The sequence below is a fragment of the Phycicoccus sp. DTK01 genome, assembly GCF_017312765.1.
GTDB lineage: Bacteria > Actinomycetota > Actinomycetes > Actinomycetales > Dermatophilaceae > Phycicoccus > Phycicoccus jejuensis.
Window position 1 is genome coordinate 329568 of record NZ_BOPU01000002.1, and the last position, 21407, is coordinate 350974.

The 21407-nt window shown below is 76.1% G+C and carries 19 protein-coding genes; 9 read left to right on the forward strand and 10 right to left on the reverse strand.

Annotated features, from left to right (window positions below; translation table 11 throughout):
• The first annotated feature begins 81 nt into the window (after positions 1-81).
• Positions 82-1071 carry a sugar-binding transcriptional regulator gene (locus tag J3473_RS05335; protein WP_084696510.1) on the forward strand — a complete coding sequence of 330 codons (990 nt, stop codon included), beginning with the start codon at positions 82-84 and terminating at the stop codon, positions 1069-1071.
• Positions 1072-1128: 57 nt separating this feature from the next.
• On the opposite strand, the gene J3473_RS05340 is transcribed toward J3473_RS05335, so the two are convergent.
• A complete protein-coding gene (locus J3473_RS05340; protein WP_207022228.1) occupies positions 1129-2199 on the reverse strand; it encodes an SGNH/GDSL hydrolase family protein in 1071 nt (356 codons plus the stop codon).
• 135 nt (positions 2200-2334) lie between these two features.
• Between J3473_RS05340 and J3473_RS05345 the strand changes: the two genes are divergently transcribed.
• Complete coding sequence (locus tag J3473_RS05345) at positions 2335-3228, forward strand: sucrase ferredoxin (protein WP_207022229.1); 894 nt, start codon at positions 2335-2337, stop codon at positions 3226-3228.
• A gap of 62 nt (positions 3229-3290) precedes the next feature.
• Here the strand turns inward: J3473_RS05345 and J3473_RS05350 are convergent, their stop codons facing one another.
• On the reverse strand, positions 3291-4445 hold the full coding sequence (locus J3473_RS05350; protein WP_207022230.1) for a S1 family peptidase: 1155 nt from the start codon (positions 4443-4445) through the stop codon (positions 3291-3293).
• Positions 4446-4699: 254 nt separating this feature from the next.
• Positions 4700-6910, reverse strand: a complete 2211-nt coding sequence (locus tag J3473_RS05355; RefSeq protein ID WP_207022231.1) for a DUF998 domain-containing protein — start codon at positions 6908-6910, stop codon at positions 4700-4702.
• A 623-nt stretch (positions 6911-7533) separates the two neighbouring features.
• Here J3473_RS05355 and J3473_RS05360 point away from each other — a divergent pair.
• Positions 7534-8259, forward strand: a complete 726-nt coding sequence (locus tag J3473_RS05360; protein ID WP_207022232.1) for an HAD-IA family hydrolase — start codon at positions 7534-7536, stop codon at positions 8257-8259.
• Between the two features lie 10 nt (positions 8260-8269).
• Positions 8270-9943, forward strand: coding sequence for an FAD-binding dehydrogenase (locus J3473_RS05365; protein ID WP_207022233.1), 1674 nt, complete (start codon positions 8270-8272; stop codon positions 9941-9943).
• Positions 9944-9979: 36 nt separating this feature from the next.
• On the opposite strand, the gene J3473_RS05370 is transcribed toward J3473_RS05365, so the two are convergent.
• From J3473_RS05370 to J3473_RS05380, 3 genes are all read right to left on the reverse strand, one after another.
• On the reverse strand, positions 9980-11119 hold the full coding sequence (locus J3473_RS05370; RefSeq protein WP_207022234.1) for a TDT family transporter: 1140 nt from the start codon (positions 11117-11119) through the stop codon (positions 9980-9982).
• Between the two features lie 50 nt (positions 11120-11169).
• Positions 11170-12096, reverse strand: coding sequence for a LysR family transcriptional regulator (locus tag J3473_RS05375; protein ID WP_207022235.1), 927 nt, complete (start codon positions 12094-12096; stop codon positions 11170-11172).
• A 78-nt stretch (positions 12097-12174) separates the two neighbouring features.
• Positions 12175-13281 (reverse strand): zinc-dependent alcohol dehydrogenase family protein, encoded by a 1107-nt coding sequence (locus tag J3473_RS05380; RefSeq protein ID WP_207022236.1) that lies wholly within the window; start codon positions 13279-13281, stop codon positions 12175-12177.
• Positions 13282-13397: 116 nt separating this feature from the next.
• Between J3473_RS05380 and J3473_RS05385 the strand changes: the two genes are divergently transcribed.
• From J3473_RS05385 to J3473_RS05395, 3 genes are read left to right on the forward strand one after another with little or no spacing between them, the layout of a single operon-like run.
• The gene (locus tag J3473_RS05385; protein ID WP_207022237.1) at positions 13398-14120 is read left to right on the forward strand and encodes a DUF6498-containing protein; all 723 of its coding nucleotides are present in this window, start codon (positions 13398-13400) and stop codon (positions 14118-14120) included.
• A complete protein-coding gene (locus tag J3473_RS05390; protein WP_207022238.1) occupies positions 14117-15367 on the forward strand; it encodes an MFS transporter in 1251 nt (416 codons plus the stop codon). The genes J3473_RS05385 and J3473_RS05390 overlap by 4 nt, the downstream gene beginning before the upstream one ends.
• Positions 15364-16551: an MFS transporter gene (locus J3473_RS05395; protein ID WP_207022239.1), complete on the forward strand. Its 1188-nt coding sequence runs from the start codon at positions 15364-15366 to the stop codon at positions 16549-16551. The genes J3473_RS05390 and J3473_RS05395 overlap by 4 nt, the downstream gene beginning before the upstream one ends.
• Positions 16552-16572: 21 nt before the next feature.
• On the opposite strand, the gene J3473_RS05400 is transcribed toward J3473_RS05395, so the two are convergent.
• Positions 16573-17208: a bacterial proteasome activator family protein gene (locus J3473_RS05400; RefSeq protein WP_242525698.1), complete on the reverse strand. Its 636-nt coding sequence runs from the start codon at positions 17206-17208 to the stop codon at positions 16573-16575.
• A gap of 133 nt (positions 17209-17341) precedes the next feature.
• Here J3473_RS05400 and J3473_RS05405 point away from each other — a divergent pair, with 133 nt between their 5' ends.
• Positions 17342-17956 (forward strand): DUF2975 domain-containing protein, encoded by a 615-nt coding sequence (locus J3473_RS05405; protein WP_207022240.1) that lies wholly within the window; start codon positions 17342-17344, stop codon positions 17954-17956.
• Entirely contained in the window at positions 17956-18180 is a 225-nt protein-coding gene (locus J3473_RS05410; protein WP_030526337.1) for a helix-turn-helix transcriptional regulator, read from the forward strand. The genes J3473_RS05405 and J3473_RS05410 overlap by 1 nt, the downstream gene beginning before the upstream one ends.
• Before the next feature lie 9 nt (positions 18181-18189).
• Here J3473_RS05410 and J3473_RS05415 read toward each other — a convergent pair whose 3' ends face one another.
• The 3 genes from J3473_RS05415 to J3473_RS05425 form a co-directional block, all read right to left on the reverse strand.
• Positions 18190-18903 (reverse strand): class F sortase, encoded by a 714-nt coding sequence (locus tag J3473_RS05415; protein WP_207022241.1) that lies wholly within the window; start codon positions 18901-18903, stop codon positions 18190-18192.
• A gap of 83 nt (positions 18904-18986) precedes the next feature.
• Positions 18987-19814, reverse strand: a complete 828-nt coding sequence (locus J3473_RS05420; RefSeq protein ID WP_207022242.1) for a DUF4397 domain-containing protein — start codon at positions 19812-19814, stop codon at positions 18987-18989.
• A gap of 219 nt (positions 19815-20033) precedes the next feature.
• Entirely contained in the window at positions 20034-21287 is a 1254-nt protein-coding gene (locus J3473_RS05425; protein WP_207022243.1) for an MFS transporter, read from the reverse strand.
• Positions 21288-21407: the final 120 nt, after the last annotated feature.

Here is a 21407-nt window from a genome sequence, read left to right on the forward strand (position 1 = left end):
CGGACCTTCCACGAGGCGGTTTCTCGGGCGTGCTCACGTGAACGATAATGCGCTCACGTGAGAGCCGAGAGGAGGCACCCCGTGGTCGAGACCGTGCTCGGCGAGCCCGCCGCCGCGGCCCGCCCGCCCGAGCCGCTGCGCGCGTCCGAGGCCGTCCTCGCCGCCGAGGTCGCCCGCCGCCACTACCTCGCCGGCGAGAGCAAGGTCGAGATCGCCGGGGCGATGGGCATCAGCCGCTTCAAGGTGGCCCGGCTGCTCGACGCCGCGCGCGCCACCGGCATCGTCCGCATCGAGATCGTCGAGCCGGGCGGGGTCGACGGCGACCTCTCGGCCCGGCTGCGGCAGGCCTACGGGCTGCGCCGCTGCGTCGTCGTCGACCGGGGTGACGACGCCCCCCGGCTGCGGGACCACGTCGGTGCCGCCGGGGCCGACCTCCTCGTCGACCTCGTCGGACCCGACGACGTCCTCGGCCTGCCGTGGGCGCGCACCGTCAGCGCGATGCTCGAGGCGCGCCCGGCGCTGCCGTGCGTCCCCGTCGTCCAGCTGAGCGGCTCGATGGTCATCCCGGGCGAGACGAGCCCCGTCGACATGGTGCGCGTCGCGGCCGGCCTGACCGGCGGCGAGGCCCACGTCTTCTACGCGCCGCTCATCCTCGACGACGCCGACAGTGCCGCCGCGATGCGCCGGCAGGCCGCCGTGGCCGCCGCGATGGCCGAGGTCGACCGCGTCTCGGTCGCCGTCGTGAGCATCGGCGCCTGGCGCCCCGGCCACTCGACCATCCACGACGCCGTCGACCCGGGCGTGCGCGACGCCGTCGCGGCCACCGGCGCGGTCGGCGAGGCGCTCGGGGTCTTCGTCGACGCCGAGGGGCGCGCCGTGCACCCCGAGCTCGTCGACCGGATGGTGACGATCGACGCCGAGCGGCTGCGGGCCGTCCCGGAGGTCGTCGCGCTCGCGACCGGTGCCGCCAAGGCCGCTGCCGTCCGGGCCTTCCTCCTCGGGGGATGGGTCGGGTCGCTCGTCACCGACCGCTCGCTCGCGACCGTGCTCGTGCGGGCCGCCGGCGCCTGACCCTGGTGGGCCGGGCGCCGGCGGCGTCCGTCATCCGCGGTGCGTCGGCACCGGTGGTCAGCGCGCCGCGACGGCCGCGCGGTGCTCGGCCGCCTGGCGGGCGGAGACGCGACGGTCCGCGGCGTCCACGCTCGCGCGGTCGTCGACGTCGACCCCGGCGCGACGGGCGGCGGCGAGCGCCTCCGGGCTGTGCAGGTCGGGCAGGACGAACCGCTCGGGCCGGATGGTGCGGTCGACCGACGCGTAGCGGCGCTGGTCGGCGGCGAGCCGGTCGGCCGAGGCGGCTGCCGCGGCGCGCACGGTGCTCGTCGCCCGGACCGTCGCGCCGGTCAGGAGGGGGCTGACCGTCGGGGTGTAGCCGCTCGCGTGGCCGGCCTTGTTCGGGTGGTAGCTGTTCTCGATGGGGTTCGACAGCCCGTTGAGCCACTCGGGGCTGTCGCACACCGCGTGCCCGACGAACCGGCTCGTCGGGTTCGCGAACGAGAAGCCGGCCGCCGCGGCGCGCTGGGCCGTGACCGTGTTGATCCGGTCGGCCATCGCGTTGAGGCGGCTCTCCTCGTCCGGCGAGAACCACGTGAGGGCGTTGCAGTCCTCGCCGTTGAAGATCCGCGGGTAGCCGACGACGGTGACCTTCGCGTTCGGCGCCTTGGACCTGATGCCCGAGTAGAGGGTCGCGAGCCGGCCCGGGAGGGTGCCGTCGACGAACGCCTGCGCGCCGTCGATCGCGCCGTTGCAGTCGCTCATCCATCCGGGCTGGGCGCACTCGGTGAGGACGTCCGCGAAGCCGGCGTCGTTGCCCCCGACCGAGATCGAGACGTAGCGGGTCGTCGACGACAGCGCCGACAGCTGGGTGCTCGTGACGTCGGCGACCGTGGCGCCGGAGCACGCGCGGAAGGTGAGGGCGTAACCCCGGGCCGAGGCGATGAGCGAGGGGTAGGCGTAGACCGAGCGCAGGCACGAGGTGCCGTCGGCGATGTAGTCGCGCGTCCCGGTGCCGGAGGAGTAGCTGTCGCCGAGCGCGACGTAGGCCTCGCCGGCCGCGTGGGCCGGGGCGGTGGCGCCGAGGGCGGCGAGGGTGGTCAGGGCGGACACGGCTGCGGTGGTGGCCACGGCACGACGTCGGGACATGGGTCTTCCTCCTGGGTGTGGACGGTGCGGATGCGGTGGTGCGGGGTGGTGCTGGTCGGTGGGGGTTGCTCGGGCGGCGGTGGACCCGGTGACCGGGGCCCGTCCGGGCCGGACGCGCCGCGTAGCATCGCGGGAATGGCCCTCACCGACCTGTCCCGCTGCTCGGCCGCCGCCCGCGACCGCGGCGAGCCGCTCGCCGGGTCCGCGCCCGTCGCCAGCCGGTGGCTGCTCGTCGAGCACCCCGGCCCCTGGGCGAAGCAGCCGCTCGAGACCGCGCCGTTCGCGGGGCGCGTCGGCGAGGAGGTCGAGGCGCTCTGTGCGTCGTTCGGCGGCCGTTCCCTGCTCGTGCGCCGCCCCGGGCGGCGTCCGGCGGACGTCGGCCAGTGGCACTGGTGGGCCGTCGACACGGTGCGCGGCACGTGGGTCCGCGGCACGTGGCGCACGGCGGACGACGTCCTCGCCGCGGCCCGCTCGCTGGGGACCGAGCTGAGCGCCAGCGACACCGACGCCGACCCGATGGTCCTCGTCTGCACCCAGGGCACCCGCGACGCCTGCTGCGCGGTGCGCGGCCGGCCGATCGTCGCGAGCCTCGCCCGCGAGTGGCCCGACGAGGTCTGGGAGTGCACGCACCTCGGCGGGCACCGCTTCGCCGGCACGCTCCTCGCCCTGCCGGAGGGCGCCTGCTACGGCTACCTCGACCCCCGCAGCGCGGCCGAGGTCGTCCGCGGTCACCTCGACGGTCGTGTCGACGGCGCGCACCTGCGGGGTGTCACGCGGTGGGAGCCGGCGGTCCAGGCGGCGCTCGCGCGCGTCGTCACCGACCACGGGCCCGCGGGTCTCGGGGACGCAGTGCCCGGCAGGGTCGACGCCGAGGGGGACGTGACGCGCGTCGAGGTCGAGGGCTCGGGGCCGGTGCCCGAGCGCGTCGTCGTCGAGGTCCGGACCGAGACCGTCACGGACGCCGCGCTCAGCTGCGGCGCCGGCCCGAAACCGGCTGTCGTGCACCGCACCGAGGTCATCGGCGCCTGACGACGCCGCCGGCGCGGCCCGCCCCACGAGGGGACGGGCCGCGCCGCGGGGCGGGTGGTGGTTCAGGAGGTCGCCACCGTCACGCCGTAGTACGACGCCGCGTCGACGACGGGCTGGTAGAAGCTGTAGCTCCCGGCCCCGTAGCCGGCGTTGAAGCCGCAGTCGACCCCCGTCGGCCCGCCGGACGTCATGCCCTGCGCGTAGTTGTTCGTGCCGATGTACGCGCCGCCGGAGTCGCCTCCCTCGGTGCAGACCGAGGCGCGCGCGAGGCCGGTGACCGTCGTCCCGCCGGAGTAGTTGACCGTCACGTTGTAGGCCTGCACCTGGCCGCAGGTCCATCCGGTCGTGTTGCCGGCCTTGCAGATGTCGGTGCCGACGGCGTTCTTGCTCACGCCGTACACCGGGACGTAGCCGGACAGCGCGCCGCGGGTGTCGACGTACGCACGGCCGGTGTCCTCGGCGTCGATGTCCATGAGGCCCATGTCGACGCTCGGGGCACCGGACCGGAAGCGGCTGTTCGTGCCCTTGCCGATGTGGGTGCCGTTGGCGTCGTAGATGTCCGGGAGGCCCTCGACGCAGTGGCCGGCGGTGAGCAGCACGTTGTTGCCGGAGGACGTCGTGCCGGGGAAGCCCAGCGAGCAGTTGGTGCCGGGGACGAGGTCCATGATCCGGCCGGGCACGACGTCGGCCTGCGTGCTCAGCGGGGCGCCGGTCTCGACGACGACACCGTCGACGGCGGCCAGCCGCTCGCGGAGGGCGGCCGGGGCGTCGGCCTCGACGGTCGCGACGACGCGCTGGTTCGCGAGGTCCGGCGTCAGCGAGACGAGGCCGGCGTGGCCCTTCGCCGCGCGCTGGGCCGTGCGCGACAGGGCGTCGAGCTCGCGCTGTCCCTTGCCCTGCCGAGCGGTCAGACCGCGGGCCTCGACGGCCTGCTGGTCGCGGGCGGAGTCGACGACGACGACCATCGTGTCGCCGCGGTAGTAGGCGCCGTCCGTCGCGACGTCGAGGGAGTCGAGGCGGCGCTGCTGCGTGGCCTGGCGGTCGAGCTTGCGCTCGGCCTGGGCCACGCTGATGCCGTCCCGCTGCGCGACGAACCCGGCGACGACGTCGTCGGGGGAGGGCAGGGGGGTGGCGCTCGGGGCGGCCCAGGCGGCGGTGGAGGCGGCGGCCAGGGCGGCGCTCGTGGCGAGCCCGACGGCGAGGACGCGGTGCTTCATCAGGGGTGCTCCTTCGGGGTGGTCGCCGCGTCGGCGGACGCGGCGGCTCGGCCGCCGGGATGTCCGGGGCCGGTGTCCACCCCCTCAGGAGCGCCCGCGGATCGCAAACCGGGGCAGCCCGATTGACCGAAAGTTGACGCGATCCTTCCGCGTGGCGGTGGAACCCCTGACCACCCGCTGGGGTGCCGCGAAGGTTCGGCTGACCTTCGGCCCGCGGGGTGGTGGCGCCGGACGTGCGCTCGCCGCGCCGCGGGTCAGGGCGTGGGCGAGGCGCTGGGGGAGGTGGTGGGCGAGGCGCTCGGGGACGTGGTGGCCGAGGTGGTCGCCGACGGGGCGGGACCGGCTCCGGCGACGGGCGTGGCGGGCACCGTCACGACCTGCGGCACACCGGCCGGCTCGCAGGTGCGGGCCGGGTCCGCGGGGCGGGTGTCGACCCGGTCGCCGTTGACGAGCGAGACGTCGTCGTACGCGGGTCGGCCCTCGATGACGTCCCGGAAGCGGTAGCGCGTCAGCGACGAGAGCCGGCAGTCGGTGCCGAAGGTCAGGACGTCGAACGCCGACGGCTGGCCGACGAGCTCCTCGCCGCCCTCGGCCCCGATGAAGTGGGTGAGCGGGCCGCCGCCGGTGAACGTGCCGGCCTGGATCCGGTTGCCCTCCAGGTCGGTCGAGTGCATGTGGCCGTTGAGGAGCACGCCCGCGTCGAGGCCGGCGACCGCCCACGGCTCGTGGCTGACGACGACGTCGGGGGTGGTGCGCCCGGTGAACGCCGTCCGGAACGCGTCGCGGGCGGGCAGCTGCTTGGCGCGCGAACCGGTGCCGGAGTCGCCGAACCACCGCGGGTCGTTGAACCCGGCGATCGTCACGCCGCCGACCGTGACCTCCTGGTAGTCGTCCCCCGGCGGCTGGAGCAGGATCACGTTGGGGATGCGCTGCATCCGCCGCAGGAGAGCGGTGTCGGTCGCGCTCGTGGCGTCGTGGTTGCCGCGCACGAAGACGTACGGCACCCCGAGCGAGCCGATGCCCCTGAACATTGCGGCGGCCTCGCCCTCGGCGACGGTGCCGAAGTTGACGAGGTCGCCGCTGTCGACGACGAGGTCGATGCTCTCCGTCTCGATGACCGAGCGCATCAGGGCGTACTGGTTGCCGCCGTGGAGGTCGCTGACGAAGAGGATGCGCAGGGCCGGGGCCGACTCCAGGGAGCCCGCGGCGTACTTCTGCTGGAGGGCGGTCGAGAGCGCGAGGAGGTTGCGGACGTACGGCGTCGCCTGGGTGGCGCGGGACTCGACGTCGTCGAAGAGGCCCTGGTTCTGCTGGAAGGTGCCGAGCACCTCGGTCGCGCGCCAGGCCGTCTGCCGGCTCGGCTGGTAGGTCGTGTACATCGACGCGCCGGTGCCGAGGGTGGCGACCGTCCAGGCGACCGCCGCGGCGACGACGAGCGGGCGCGGCGGGCGCCGGCGCCGGATCACCGACCACCCGCCGACGAGGACGAGGACGAGGAGGAGGGCGCCGGCGGCGAAGCGCACGACGACCTCGAGCGCGACGTCGCGGATGGCGCTGTTGAGCTCCTCCGGGCCGGGGCGCAGGGTGGCGAGGCTGACGTTCGGGCGGGCCAGGACCTCCGTGATGGATGCGCGGACCTGCGGCACGGCGCGCACGCCCGGCGCGAGCCCGGAGAAGGAGAACTCGACGTCGCCGAAGGTCGTCTCGGCGACGAGCCGGCCCACGGCGGCCGGGCTCGCGTCGAGGCTGACGGTCGCGCGGTAGCTGCGGGTCTCGGCGGTTGCCGGGAGGAGGGCGGTGGTCGCGAGCCCGGCGGTCGTGCACGCGCCGACGAGCACGACGGTGCCCAGCCCCTGCCGCACCCGGCGGGAGCCGACCCGGTGCCCGGCGCTCCACCAGACCCCGACGGCGGTGACGAGCGGCCAGAGGGCGGTGAGCGTGGCGACGAGGCGCTCGTGGAACCCGAAGAAGGTCGCGTCGAGGCCGACGCCCAGGGAGGCGACGGCGGCGAGGAGCACGGCGGAGGCCGGCCACGCGACGCGGCGCCGCAGGACCTCGGGGCCGTCGCGGCGGGCGGCGAGCGCGGGCCAGAGCGCGAGCAGGACGAAGGACGCCGTGGCCACGGCGGTGTGCGCGGCGGAGGACTCGGTGCGCGAGGGGAGCGGGAGGGCGGCGACGCCGAGGGTGGCCAGGCCGCCGAGGGCGAGGGCGGCGCGGCCGGCGGGGCGGGCGGCGCCGAGGCACCACGCGGTGAGGCAGTGGCCGAGGCCGGTGACGACGAGGGCGGTGGTCATCACCCAGCGGTGGGGGGTCTCGAGCGAGGCGAGGGCGCTGATCGACTCCCGGAGCGGGTCGAAGCCCGGCCCGACGAGCCCGGCGGCCCACGTCCAGCCGCCGACGAGCGCGGCGAGCGTCAGGGCCGCGCTGACGACGGCGGTCCTGAGGTGTCCGGCGGGGCGGGCCATGCGTGGCAGCCTAGGACGGCCGCCTGCACGGGCCCCGCGCCCGGGGGTGGGGTCGGGCCGAGCGGCCGACGGCGCGGCCTCGTCCGTCCGGCCGGGCGGATGGTGTGCTCTCCCCACCTCCTGTCACCGCGGAAGGAATCCCTTGCGCCGGGCAACCGCTGCTTCCACGTGGAAGGTTTCCCTTCCGCTGCGCAAGGAGCCGGCCGCTCGCCCCGCCGATCTCGCCGTGTCGGGTCGATCTCGCCGTGCCGGGGCGGCATGACACGGCGGCGGGGCGAGGGCAGGTCGGCCGGGCGAGATCGGGTCGGCACCGCGCACGATCCCTGCGCGGCGCGATGTTTCCCGTGCGGGTGGCAACCATGTCCGTGCGCGGTGGAAGCGAAACCTTCCGCGACGCACGCAGTGGTTTGCGGGTGAAAGGGAAACCTTGCGCGAGGCACGCAGTGGTTGCGGGGGGAAGGGAAACCTTCCGGGGCGCATGGATCCTGGGAGAGCACACCATCGCCCCCGAGGTCGGTCCCGCACTCCCGGCGCCCCACCCGAGGGCAGCATCCTCCTCCCCGGGGGTGGGACCCCGGGCACGCGCGTCGGTCCGCGCCACGACCCGACCTAGGGTGGATCGCATGACGTCCTCCACCCCGCTGCCCGAGGCGCTGCGGCGCGACTTCGGCGCCGTCCTCTTCGACATGGACGGCACCCTCATCGACTCCATCGCCGCCGTCGAGCGCAGCTGGCTGCGCTGGTGCGAGGAGCACGGCGTCGACCCGCGCCGCCTCGCGGGCTCGCACGGCGTCACCGCGCGCAACCTCATCGCCGGGCTCCTCCCCGAGGACGAGCGCGATGCCGCCCACGACCGCATCGTCGCGCTCGAGGTCGCCGACGTCGACGCGATCGAGGTCCTGCCCGGGGCGCTCGACCTCCTGACCACGCTGCGGGACGCCGGCGTCCCCGCCGCCATCGTCACCTCCTCGAGCGACCCGCTCGCCGAGGCACGCCTCGCCGCCACCGCCCTCCCGCACCCGGAGGTCGTCGTCACCGCCGACCACGTGGAGCGCGGCAAGCCGTTTCCCGACCCGTGGCTGCTCGGCGCCGAGCGCCTCGGGGTCGACCCCGCCGACTGCCTCGTCCTCGAGGACGCGGTCGCCGGCCTGCGCGCCGCCCGCGAGGCCGGCTGCGGCGGGCTCGTCGCCGTGACGACGACGATGACCCGCGCGGAGCTCGACGAGGTCGCCGACCTCGTCGTCGGCTCGATCGCCGACCTGCGGGTCGAGGTCTCCGACGGGCGCGTCCGGCTGCTCGGCGTGACCGGTGTGGACGAGCCCTCCCCGCAGGAGGGCGGCGCCGCCTAGGGTGCATCCCGTGGATGCCGACGTCGTCGTCGTGGGTGCCGGCCTCGCCGGCCTGGTCGCCGCGTGCGAGGTCGCGGACGCCGGGGGGTCCGTCGTGCTGCTCGACCAGGAGTCGGCGGTCAACCTCGGGGGCCAGGCGTGGTGGAGCTTCGGCGGGCTGTTCCTCGTCGACAGCCCCGAGCAGCGCCGGATGGGCATCCGCGACTCCATCGACCTCGCGTGGCAGGACTGGCAGGGCAGCGCCGGCTGGGACCGGCTCACCGCACCCGACGGCTCGCCCGGGCCCGACCACTGGGGCCGCGAGTGGGCGCGCTCCTACGTCGAGTGGGCCGCGGACGGCAAGCGCGAGTGGCTGCGCGAGCAGGGCGTCTCGTTCTTCCCGGTCGTCGGGTGGGCCGAGCGCGGCGACGGCACGAGTGGGGGACACGGCAACTCGGTCCCCCGCTTCCACATCCCGTGGGGCACCGGCACGGGGGTCGTCGCGCCGTTCGAGCGGCGGGTGCGCGAGCACGTCGCGGGCGGGCGCATCGTGTACCGGCCGCGCCACCGCGTCGACGGGCTCGTGACGACCGGAGGCGTCGTCACGGGCGTGCGCGGCTCGGTGCTCGTCGACGACGACGCGCCGCGCGGGGCCGCGAGCAGCCGGGAGGTCGTCGGGCCGTTCGAGTACGGCGCGCAGGCGGTGCTTGTCTCGTCCGGGGGCATCGGCGGCAACCACGACCTCGTCCGCGCCAACTGGCCGCGGCGGCTCGGCGATGCGCCCGGGACGCTCCTGACCGGCGTGCCCGCGTACGTCGACGGCCGGATGATCGGCATCACCGAGGCGGCCGGTGGGGCCGTCGTCAACCGCGACCGGATGTGGCACTACGTCGAGGGCGTCCGCAACTGGGACCCGGTCTGGCCGGGGCACGCCATCCGCATCCTGCCGGGCCCGAGCGCGCTGTGGTTCGACGCCCGCGGCGACCGGCTGCCGAGCCCCTACCTGCCGGGGTTCGACACCCTCGGCACGCTGGACCACCTGCGGCACACCGGGTTCGACCACTCCTGGTTCGTCCTCAACCGCTCGCTCGTCGGCAAGGAGTTCGCCCTGTCGGGGTCCGAGCAGAACCTCGACCTCACCGAGCGGCGCTGGCGAGACGTGCTGCGCCGCCCCGTCACGCCCGTGCCGCCGGCGGTCCAGGCGTTCCTCGACCACGGCGAGGACTGGCTGACCGCCGACACCATCGGCGGGCTCGTCGCCCGGATGAACGAGCTCGAGCCCGACACCCCCATCGACGCGGCCCACCTCGAGCGGCAGGTCGTCGAGCGCGACCGGCAGGTGGAGAACCCGTTCACGAAGGACGCCCAGGTCGCGGCCATCCGGGTCGCCCGGCGCTACCGCGGCGACCGCCTGACCAAGCGCGCCTTCCCGCCGCACCGCATCCTCGACCCCAAGTACGGGCCGCTCGTCGCCGTCCGGCTGCGGGTGCTGTCGCGCAAGACCCTCGGCGGCCTGCACACCGACCTCGCCGGGCGGGTGCTCGACCCCACCGGCCTCCCGGTGCCCGGCCTCTACGCCGCCGGGGAGGTCTCGGGCTTCGGCGGGGGCGGTGTCCACGGCTACCGGGCGCTCGAGGGCACCTTCGTCGGCGGCTGCCTGTTCAGCGGCCGACAGGCCGGCCGCGCCCTCGCCGCCGCGCTCTGACCCCATCGGCCGGCGGTCGGCCGGCGCGCCCCGGCGTCACCCCGCCGTGCGGACGGATGCCCCGAGCGCCCGCAGCGACAGCGTCGCGCAGAGGGTCCAGGTGCCGCAGAGGACGACGAGGAAGCCGGCGCCCACCACCTCCAGAGCCGGCGACCCGGTGGCCCGGCCGAGCTGGTGCGCGCCCAGCGACAGCGTGCCGACGGGGAAGGTGAGCGCCCACCATCCCGGCGTGAACGCGATGCGCGACAGAAAGGCGCGCACCGTGACGACGAGGGCCCACGTGGCCAGCGGCGCCCCGACGGTGAGGGTGACGAGCCCGTACCCGACGGCCACCCGGTGCGCGAGCACGGCGGCCTCGGGGGTGAGCAGCCCCGCCGAGGCCGCCGACAGCGAGACGGCCGCCGCGGTCGACTGGCCGACGATGCCGAGCGGGATCCAGGCCGACGGCGCGACCGCGGGGTCGAGCGGGCTGACCCGCCAGTGGTGGTGGTAGACCACGGCGAAGACGAGCGAGCCGAGGACGAGGGCGACGGCGAAGCATGTCCACGCGAGCAGCACGAGGAGCAGCCGCGGCCCGCCGGCTCCGAGGTGCGGCACGAGGGACGCACCCGTCGTCGCCGACACCATCGGCGGCACGACCGGCAGGCCCCACGCCGGCGACGGCGGACCCGGGTGCCCGCGGACGAGCAGCGCCGCGAAGCCGAGCGCGGTCACGAGCCCGAGGAGCGTCCCGGCCGTCCAGAGGACCGCGTCGACCACGACGGGGTCGACGAGCGAGCCGACTCCGGCGGCGGGGAGCACCGCGAGCGTCGCCGCGCCGACGGCCAGCAGGCCCATCGACACCGTGCCCCACGACGGCAGCGTCGCGAGATCGGTCACCGACGCCCGCAGCGTGCCCGGCCGCCTCGCGCACCGGACCGCGAACGCCGCGGTCAGCCCGACGAGGGCCGTCCAGCCGAGGACGAGGACGACGAGCGCGGCGTCGTGCAGCGGACGGGCACCGCCGGCGTGCGCCTGGAGCAGCGTCGCGAGGATCCCGGTGCCCATCACCGCGGGGTACCAGACGGGTCCGGGCGGCGGGAGGGACCGGGTCGTCGTGACAGGCGTCGTGGCGGGCGGCGTCGCGGCCGTGGCCGGGGTCGCCGGCGCCGGGCTCGTGGACACGTGGGCGGTCATGGTCCGAGCCTCCCCGCCCGGACGGGCCCCGGCCAGCCCCCGCGTCCCTGTCAGGTGACAGGCGTGGCCTGTGACGGGTCCGGGCGCAGCGCAGCAGCCACCAGGGTGACGAGGTCGCGCGCCGGTCCCCGGGCGGGGAGCCGGCCGCCCTGCCACACGGCGGTCAGCGCGCGGCGCAGCGCGAGCCCCGTCGTCGTGACGACGACGAGGTCCCCGGCGTCGACGAGGTGCGCCGCCGAGCGACGGCTGACGAACGCCGGCGGCCGGCCGGCGGCGACGGAGGCGAGCAGGGCGGTCGTCGTGTCGAACACCGCCTCCGGCGGGGGCGGGACGACGCCGGCCTCCTCGAGCGCGGCCTCCCAGACGCGCCGGGTGCCCGAGCCCTCCTCCCGGCTGCTCAGCGCGCGCGTCGCCAGGTCCTCGGCGACGAGGAGCCGGCGGCGGCGGGCCCAGAGGTCGTCGGGCGCGGCGACGAGGACGAGCTCGTCGACGCCCACGCCGCGGTGCCCGAGGCCCTCGAGCGGCACGGGCCCCTCGACGAACCCGAGGTCCGCCGCGCCGGAGCGCACGGCATCGACGACCGCGGCGGAGTTCGTGGCGTGCAGGGTGACGTCGGCGACCGACTCGCGGCGGGCCCGGACGAGGACGCGGGGCAGGACGGTCTCGGCGACGGTGAGGCTCGCGTGGACGCGCAGCTCGCGGGAGCGGTCGCGTCGCAGCGTCGCCAGGGCCTCGTCGAGGTCCTCGGCGCGGGCGAGGAGGTCGGCCGACCACTCGACGACGAGGCGACCGGTCGGGGTCAGCGCCGAGCCGGAGCGCCCCCGCGTCACGAGGTCGAGCCCGACGTCGGCCTCGAGGGCGCGCAGCCGCTCGGACGCCGACTGCTGCGTGATGCCGTGCGCGCGACCGGCGGCCGCGATGCCGCCCAGGCGCGCGATGTCGGCGAGCAGCCGCAGCGAGGCGAGATCGGGTGCCATGCGCCCACCGTACGAGCGGCGGGCCGCCGGGTGCGCCGGGCCCGCCGGGTGCGCCGGGAACGCGTCGCCGCGCCCGGGTCAGCGCTGCGGCTCGAGCAGCACCTTGAGGCTCGTCGGGTCCGAGCGGAGCGTCTCGAGGGCCTCGTGGTAGCCGGCGAGCGGAAACCGATGCGTCACGAGACCCTCGGTCCGCACCCGGCCCGAGCGCAGCAGGGCCAGCGCGCGGTCGAGGCAGTCGACCTGCGCGAACGACCCCTTGACCGTCAGCTGCCGCCGGAAGACGTCGTACGGGCGCAGCGGCACCCGGGCGTCCTCGTCGCACATCCCGTAGACGAACACGGTGCCGTTCGCCGCGGTGAGCGAGGGCAGCATCCCGACGACCGACGCGGCCCCGGTGACGTCGACCGTCACGTCGAACCCGTCGGGCTGCAGCCGGGCCAGCGTCCGCGAGGTCTCGTCGGCGTCCCGGGTCACCCGCACGACCCGGTCGACGCCGTACGCGTCGGCGAGCTCGAGCTTGAACGGCGTCGGCGCGGCGACCGTCACGCGCCCGGCCCCGCCGTGCAGGAGCAGCTGCGAGAGCAGCAGCCCGGTCGTGCCGGCCCCGACGACGAGCACGTCGGCCCCGGGCCGCAGCCCGAGGACGTCCATCCCGTGCACCGCGCAGGCCAGCGGCTCGGCGAGGACGGCGAGCTCGGGGTCGAGGTCGTCGGCCGGGTAGACCTTGTGCGCCGGGCTGAGCAGCGACTCGGCGAACCCGCCGGGCGCGTTGACGCCGAGCGAGTGGAAGTGCTCGCAGAACAGGTGGTTGCCGCGCGAGCACTCCCGGCACCGGCCGCAGGACGACGCGTTGTCGACCGCGACCCGCTGCCCGGGACGCACGTGCGTCACGCCGTCCCCGACCGAGCGCACCGTGCCGGTGGCCTCGTGCCCCGGCGTCAGCGGGAAGCCGGCGAAGAACCCGCCCTCGTGCAGGTGCAGGTCGGTGCCGCACAGCCCGGCGAGGTCGACGTCGACGACGACCTCGCCCGGGCCGGCCACCGGCCGGGGGACCGAGCGCACCTCGAGCTCGCGCGGGGCGTCGTAGACGACGGCCCGCATCATCGAGCCGTCGGAGGAGGGATCGGAGGAGGGATCGGCGGAGGGGGCGGCGGAGGAGGCGTCGGGGCGCACGGCGTCGGGCACGCCCACCTTCCTACCGGTCCGGCGCGATCGGCGACAGGGCCCGACCACGGCTCGTAGACTCCGCGGGTGCCGACGACGCCGCCCCGACCGCGGGCCGACGGCCGGGCGGGGGGCGCGTGAACGTCGTCCTCACCGGCCTTGGCCGGGTGCTCGGCCTCCAGCTGGTCCTGCGCCTCACCGCCGGGATGCCGCGCGCCGCGGCCCGGGCGCTGCTCGCCGCGACGGTCGTCGTCGTCAACGGCGCGCCGATGCTCGCGGTGGCGACCGGCGCCATCGGCTACGGCGACGTGTGGCTCTGGCTGGCGCTCGAGGTCGTGACGATCTACGTCTGGACGCTCGCCCGCGCGCTGCTCTCGCGCGACGCGGACGGCCGCAGCCGCGCCCGCTCCTTCGGCACGCTGTTCTTCGCGGTGCACTACGGCGGCTTCGCCCTCGTACCCTTCCTCGTCGGGCTCGCCACCGTGCTGCCCGTCGCGCCGCTGCGCAGCCCGTGGCTGACGGTTCTCGTCCTCGGCGGGCTCGGGTTCGTCGCGGCCGGCTGGGCCGGCGCCGGGCGGCTGCGCGAGCGCCGCCCCCTCGGCATCGGGGACTTCGTGCGGGCCTACGCCCGGATGGCCCTCGCCTACGCTGCGCTCTTCGTGCCGCTCGTCGCTCAGGGGGTCGGCAGCAACGACGACGTCACCCGGCTGACCGCCGGCCAGGAGCGCGGCCTCGCCCTGGTCGTCCTCACCGTCAAGCTCGTCCTCGAGCTCCTCCTCGTCCTCGCCGTCGAGCGTCGCGACGGGCGCCTGTTCCTCCTCGGCCGCCCGGTCGTCGTCACGGTGCGGAGGGCCTCGTGAGCGCCGTCGTGCCCGTCGTGCCGCTGCACCGCGAGCCCGACTTCCGCCGGTTCTGGCTGGCCCGGCAGGTCTCGACCGCCGGCACGCTCGTCACGGCGGTCGCCCTGCCGGTGCTCGTCTACCGGCTGAGCGGCAGCCCCGCGCTCACCGCCCTCGTCACCCTCGTCGAGGGCCTGCCCTACCTCCTCCTCGGCCTCGTCTCCGGGGCCATCTCCGACCGCCTCGACCGCCGCCGCGTCATGGTCGCGGCCGACGTCGCGAGCGCGCTGGCCATCGGGTCGGTGCCGCTCGCCCACGAGCTCGGTCTCCTCACCGTCGGCCACGCGCTCGTCGCCGGGTTTATCACCCAGGCCTGCTTCGTCTTCTTCGACGGCGCCGCGTTCGGGGCGCTGCCGGCCATCGTCGGCCGCGAGCGCCTCGGCCCGGCGAACGCCGCGATCTGGGGGTTCGGCTCGCTCCTCGACCTCGGGATGCCGATGCTCGCCGGCGTCCTCCTCGCCGCCCTGCACCCGGCGCTGCTCCTCGGCGTCGACGCGCTGAGCTTCCTCGCCTCGGCCGCGGCCGTCGTCGGCATCGCCGCCCGGCTCTCGGGTGCCCGCGACCTGCCGCCGATCAGCCCCCGCGCCGTCGCCGACGAGGTGCGGGTCGGGCTGCGCTTCCTCCTCGACCACCCCGGGGTCCGCTCGCAGACGGTCATCGGCTTCCTCCAGTCGCTGTCGGGGGCCGGCTTCATGGCGCTGTCGGTGCCCTACGCCGACCGACTGCTCGGCGTGGGCACGAGCGGCTGGCGCTTCGGGGCCGTGTTCGCGGCGTGGGGCATCGGGGGCATCGTCGCCGCGACGCTCACCCCACGGCTGCACCGGCGGTTCTCGATGCCGCGCGCCACGCTGCTCGCCCTGCTGGTGTCGGCGGCGGCCGGGCTCGTCGTCGCGACGACGTCGTCGTTCGTCGTCGCGGTCGTCGCGATGGTCGGCTGGGGCATCGCCTACCAGGCGGTCGTCCTCACCTCGATCACCTACCGCCAGCAGGCGACCCCCGAGCACCTCCTCGGCCGGGTCAACACGACCGGCCGGATGCTCTCGTTCGGTGTCGGCTGGACGAGCGGTGCGCTGGGGGCGAGCGCGGTGGCCGGTGTCCTCGGCACGCGCGGGGCGATGGTCGCCATCGTCTCGGTCGGGGTCCTGGCCGCGGTCTACGGATGGTTGTCGCCGCTGCGCACCCTGCGTGAGACCCCGGTGCCCGCGTGAGCGGCGCTGCGGCGCAGGCCGCCCCGTCGGCCGGGTGGACCCGGTGGGGGCTGCTCGGCGCCTTCGCGCTGCTCGTCGCGACGACCCAGGTGCTGTGGCTGACCTTCGCGCCGGTCACCGTGGAGTCGGCCCGGGCGCTCGGCGTCTCGGAGGGACTGGTCGGCGACCTGGCCGTCGTCAATCCGCTGCTCTTCGTCGTGCTCGCCCTCCCCGCAGGGCGGTTCGTCGACCGCTCGCTCCACCCCACCCTCACCGCGGGGGCGCTCCTCACGGCGGCCGGTGCGCTGGTCCGGCTCGTCGACCCCGGGTCCTACGGGTGGCAGCTGGCCGGGCAGCTGCTCGCGTCGGTGGCCCAGCCGCTCGTCCTCACGGCCACGACGACGCTCGCGGCCCGGGCCTTCGCGGCGCACCAGCGCACGACGGCCATCTCCGTCGGGTCGGCGGCGCAGTTCGTCGGGGTGCTGGTCGGCGCGCTCGGCGGGGCGCCGCTCGTCGCGGCCGGCGGGCTGCCGCTGCTGCTGCGAGCGCACGCCGGCCTCGCCGTCGTCGCGGCGCTCGCCGTCCTCGGGATGCTGCGCGTCGCCACGCTCGCCCCGGTCGGCGCGCGCGACAGCCACGGCCTGGCCTGGCTGCGCCACGAGCCGCTGCTCTGGCGGCTGGCCGGCCTGCTGCTCGTCGGGGTCGGCGTCTTCAACGCGCTCGCGACCTGGCTCGACCCGGTGATGACGGGTCTCGGGCGCCCGGGCAGCGGCGGGCCGCTCATCGCCGTGACGACGGTGGCCGGCGTGCTCGGGGCGGCGCTGCTCCCCGGCCCGGTGGCGGCCCGGCGGCGTCGCCGGGCGTTCCTCGTCGGCGCGACCGCTTGCACGGCAACGGTGTTCGCGCTGCTCGTCGTGACCAACGCCCCGGTGGTGGCCGGCGTCCTGCTCGCGGTGCTCGGGTTCGTCCTGCTCGCCGGGCTGCCCGTGGCGCTCGAGTGGTCCGAGGCGCACGTCGGCGTCGCCCGCTCGGGCACCGCCACCGCCGTCCTGCTGTTGGCCGGCAACCTGGGCGGGGTGCTGCTCGTGCTGCTGGTCCAGCCGTTCGTCGGGGTGCCCCGGGTCGCGCTCGCCGTCATCGCGCTGGCGGCGCTCCCCGGGGCGGCGCTGGCGCTCTCGTTGCCGCGCCGCGAGGAGGCGGCCTGAGCGAGCGGCCCGGGGCTGGTGTCAGAGGTACTGGCCCGTGCCCTCGGCGTGGCCCTCGCCCGGGGCGGACGGCATCCCGGGCATGCCGCCCGGGCCCTGGGGGCCGTGGCCGCGACCGGGCTGCATCCCCGGCGGCAGTGCCCGCATCTGCTGCAGCTGTGCCTGGGCGGCCATCTGCTGGGCGACGAGCGCGGTCTGGATGCCGTGGAAGAGGCCCTCGAGCCAGCCGACGAGCTGGGCCTGGGCGATGCGCAGCTCGGCGTCGGAGGGCTGGTCGTCCTTGAACGGCAGGGCGATCCGCTCCAGCTCGGCGACGAGCTCGGGGGCGAGGCCGTCCTTGAGCTCGGCGATCGAGCGGTCATGGATCTCGGCGAGGCGGGCGCGGCCGCGGTCGTCGAGCGGGCTGCTGCGTACCTCCTCGAGGAGCTGCTTGACCATCGACCCGATGCGCATCACCTTGGCCGGCTGCTCGACGAGGTCGGCCGGGTTGCGCGGGCCGTCGTCGGCGGTGCTGGCGTCGTCGTCCTGCGGGGTGCGGTCGGCGACACCCATCCCGTCGGGCGTGACGACGACGACGCGGTCGGGGTCGCCGACGACGGTGGCGGGCACCTGGCGGCGGTCGTCGTCGGACTGGTCGCTGCGGGGCTGGTCGGTCATGACCCCATCCTGCCCCGGACGGCTCGCTTCCCGTCCGCGAAGGGTACGGTCACCCGACGGCCGTTGACATCGACTTTCGATATGCATATCGTCTGTCGATAACAGATCGACAGTCGATGTGAAGGAGCCCGCCATGGCCGGTCGTCCCAGCCTCTCGTCGAACCTCTGGCGGTTCGACCGGTCGGACCGATGGGGCCTGACGGCCCTGCTCGTCCTCGTGACGGCCGCCGCTGCGCTCGCCGGCGTCGTCGGACCGGTGCTCGACTGGGTCGCGGGCGAGCCGCTGGCCGTCGGCACCGTCGGCCCGGTCGTCGTGCCGACCCTCGATGCCGTGGGGACGCGGTACGGCGACGGCGAGTACGACGTGCTGCTCACGGGTGCCGGGGTCGGGCAGCGCCTGCTCGACCTGCTGCCCGGGGTCGCGCTCACCGTGCTCGTCGCGGTCGGCTGCCTCCTCGTCCAGCGGCTGATGCGGGGGGTGGCCGCCGGTGACGCCTTCGACCCGAGGAACGTCTCCCGGCTGCGGGGCCTCGCCCTCCTGCTCGCGCTCGGGGTGCCGGTCGTGTGGTTCGCCCGGGTGACCACCGACCTCGCGCTGCTCTCGGGTGCGGACCTCGGCACCGGCGGACCGGGGGCGCTCGTCGAGGTCCCCTGGCTGCCGATGCTCGGCGGCATGGTGCTCGCCCTCGTCGCAGAGGCGTTCCGGGTGGGCACGCAGCTGCGTGACGACGTCGAGGGCCTCGTCTGATGCCGGTCGAGGAACCGCACCGCGTCGTCTGCCACCTCGACCGGCTGCTCGAGGAGCGGGGGATGACCCTCGCCGCGCTCGCCGAGGCCGTCGGCGTGACCGTCGTCAACCTCTCGGTCCTCAAGAACGACCGCGCCAAGGCCATCCGGTTCAGCACGCTGACCGCCGTCTGCGACGTCCTGGGCTGCCAGCCCGGTGACGTGCTCTCGGTCGAGCCGGCCTGACGGCGCGCCTCAGCCCACCGGGGCCGCCGTGACCACGACGTTGTCGCGGTGGGCCCGCAGCTCGGGGAGGTACTCGCCGCCGCAGGTGATGAGCACGAGCCGTGGGGCGCCGTCCCGAGCGAAGATCTCGTCGACGGGAAGGGCCTTCTTGCGCACCGACTCCCGGCCGGTGACCTCGTAGGTGTGCTCCACGCCGTCGGCGTCGGTGACCTCGACGCGCATCCCCTCCCGAGCCCCGGCGAGCGGGGCGAGCGCGCCCGGCCCGTCCTCGCGGGTGGCGACGTGGCCGGCGATGACGGTGTGGCCCTCGGGCGTCGCGGGCGCGGCGCCGTAGCGGTACCAGCCGACGCTCGTCGGGGCCGCGGGGATGACCATGGCGCCGTCGTCCTGGACCCCGACCGGCCGGACGTCGGCCGCCACCCCGAGGTCGGGGATGCGCAACCGGACCGGCGGGGCGGCGCGGTCGCCGGAGCGCGCCGACTCCAGGTCGGCGGCGCGGGCGGTGGCCCGCAGCGACGGGGTGGGGGCGGGGCCGGTGGTGGGGGAGGTCGCGGGCGAGGCCGACGGGCTCGTCGCGGGTCGCAGCGCGGCGAGGCCGTCCCCCTCGACGTCGGCCGGCGCGGTGACGACGCGGACGGCGAGGGTGACGACACAGGCGAGCGCGACCAGTGCGGCGAGCACGGCGCCGAGGCGCCAGCCGCGGCCGGAGGGCGAGCCGGACATCGACGACTCCTGGGTCGGGGGTGGTCACGGACGGGCGGGCGGCGCCGGGTGCGGCGCCGCCCGCCGTGGGGTCGACCGTGCGGTCAGACGCGGCTGCGACGCGCGCGCAGACCCATCCCGACCGCGGCGAGGGTGGCGAGACCGGCGGCGCCGAGCAGCAGCGCCGGGGTGCTGTCGGCCGGCAGCTCGGCGGTGCCCGACGGGACGCCGGACGGCGAGGAGTGCAGGCCGCCGATCGTCTGCACGGCGAGGGCGAGGTTGTCGTCCTCGGCCGAGCCCCAGGCGTAGACGATGGTCGAGGTGCCCTCGGCCACGTCGACGTCCGCCGGGCCGATGACCGGGTCGGTCGTGCCCGCGAGGGCGACGGCCGCCGAGACGGTGCCGGCCGGGAGGTCGGCGCTGTCCTCGTTCGGGTTGGTCAGGCCGCTGAACACGGCCTCGCCACCGGCGAGCACGTCGACGGCCGGGGCGGCGGCGGTGTGCCGCACGACGAGACGGCCCTGGCCCGCGGCGACGGGGTCGACGTCGTTGACGAAGGGGGTCAGGGTCGGGTTGCCGTCGGCGTCGAGGTGGGCGACGACGCTGATGTTGGCGCCGGCGGGGACCTCGACGTCCGTGGCCTCGATGGCCGGGTCGCCGATCGGGTCGTCGCCGGCGGGGAAGACCGCGAGGTTGTAGGTGCCGGCGGGGAGCTTCACCGGGTCGGTGACCGTGCCCGGCTCGAAGTCCTCGAGGAGGGCCTCGTCGGCGCTGTACGTCGTGTCGGCGCTGCCGTACACGTCGACCGTGAGGTCGGGAACCCCGTGCACGACGACGACGCTGGCGTCGTCCGCGGCGTGGGCCGGGGTCGTGAGGGCGAGGGGGAGCGCGGCGACCGCGACGACGGCGGTGGCGGCGAGGGCTCGTCGCATGACGTTCCTTCCGGAGAGGGGTAGTGACACCCCCTCTTCCACCGACACCCCGTCGACGGATGCACCTCGTCGAGAGTTCGTCGAACCCGCCCGGTCACCGAGCCCCCCGGCCGCCACCCGAGTCACGTGCGTATCGGGTCACCCGATACGACCGCGCTGTACCCGAGAACGGTTGTCGGGTGGAGCGCAGCGGTATCGGGTCACCCGATACGCGTGGGGTCAGGCGGCGGCGGGGGAGGGCGTCGCGGGCGGGGTGGCGGCCGGCGGGGCCGGGGTGGCCCGGCGCAGGAGCGGCTGCCCGAACACCGCGAGCAGGGCCGCGAGGACGCCCGCGATGACCGTGACGGCGAAGGCGCCGGTGTGGCCGTGGACGTCGGCGACCCGCCCCGCGACGGCGGACCCGATCGCGTAGCCGAGCCCGGTCGTCGACGCGAGCAGGGTCATCGCCGCCCCGATGCGGGCGGGCGGCACGGCGCGCTCGCCGAGCATGAAGACGCTGATCATGTACGGCGCGATGACGAAGCCGAGGACGAGGACGACGAGGAAGAGCCGCGGCACCGAGTCGGTGAGGAGCAGCGGCGCGCTGAGCACCGCGAGGCCGGTCGCCGCGACGAGCACGCGCGAGGGGACGGTGAAGCGCGCCGGGAGGCCGGCGACCGCGAGCCCGGCGATGACCGACCCGACGCCGAGCGTCGCGTGGACCAGGCCGGCGAGCCCCGGCTGGCCGGCGATTGTCGTCAGCACCGTCGTGCCGGTCTGCACCGACCCGAAGACGACCCCGATGAGCAGCTGCGCGAGCAGGAGCACGACGAACGTCGCGGTGACGAGGCGGCCTGCGAGGCCGGCCGCGGGCCGGTGCGCGTGGGTCAGGGCGGCGGTGGGGTGCACCGCGAACGCCGTGCCGAAGCCGAGGAGCAGCAGCGCCGCGACGACGAGCGCCACCGACGGGCTGGCGAGCACCGCGAGGACGCCGATGAGCGCCGGGCCCATGACGAAGGACGCCTCGTCGGCGGCGCCCTCGTACGAGAAGGCGGTCTCCATGAGCCGCGGCTGCTGCGCGCCCTGGTGCCGGGTGAGGGGGCGCCACCGGACGCGGGCCAGCGGCCCCACCTGCGGCATGAGCAGCCCGGCGAGCGCGGCCGACGCGACGACGAACCCGGGGACGGCGCCGCCGTGGGCGAGGGCCACGAGGAGCAGCAGCCCGGCGCCGCCGGCGAGGGACTGGACGAGCACGACGGGACGCTGGCCGATCCGGTCGGCGAGCGAGCCGGCGACCGGGGCGCCGACGGCGTTGGCCACGGCGAGCCCGCCGGCCGCGGCGCCGCCGAGGCCGTAGGAGCCGGTCGTCCCCGAGACGAGGAGGAGGGTGCCCATCTGGCTCATCGCGAGGGGCAGGCGCCCGACGAACGCGACGAGGACGTAGAGGGGGCCGGCGAGCGAGAACAGGCGCCGGTAGCTGGCGATGGGTGACACGGGGGTTCTGCCTTCGAGGGATCCTGCGCCCGGGTAGGGCGGAGCGGGTGTGCGCCGAACCCGCCTCCAACGGCGCACGAGGACCCTGTGCAACGCACGATTCTACCGCCTCGCGCACGA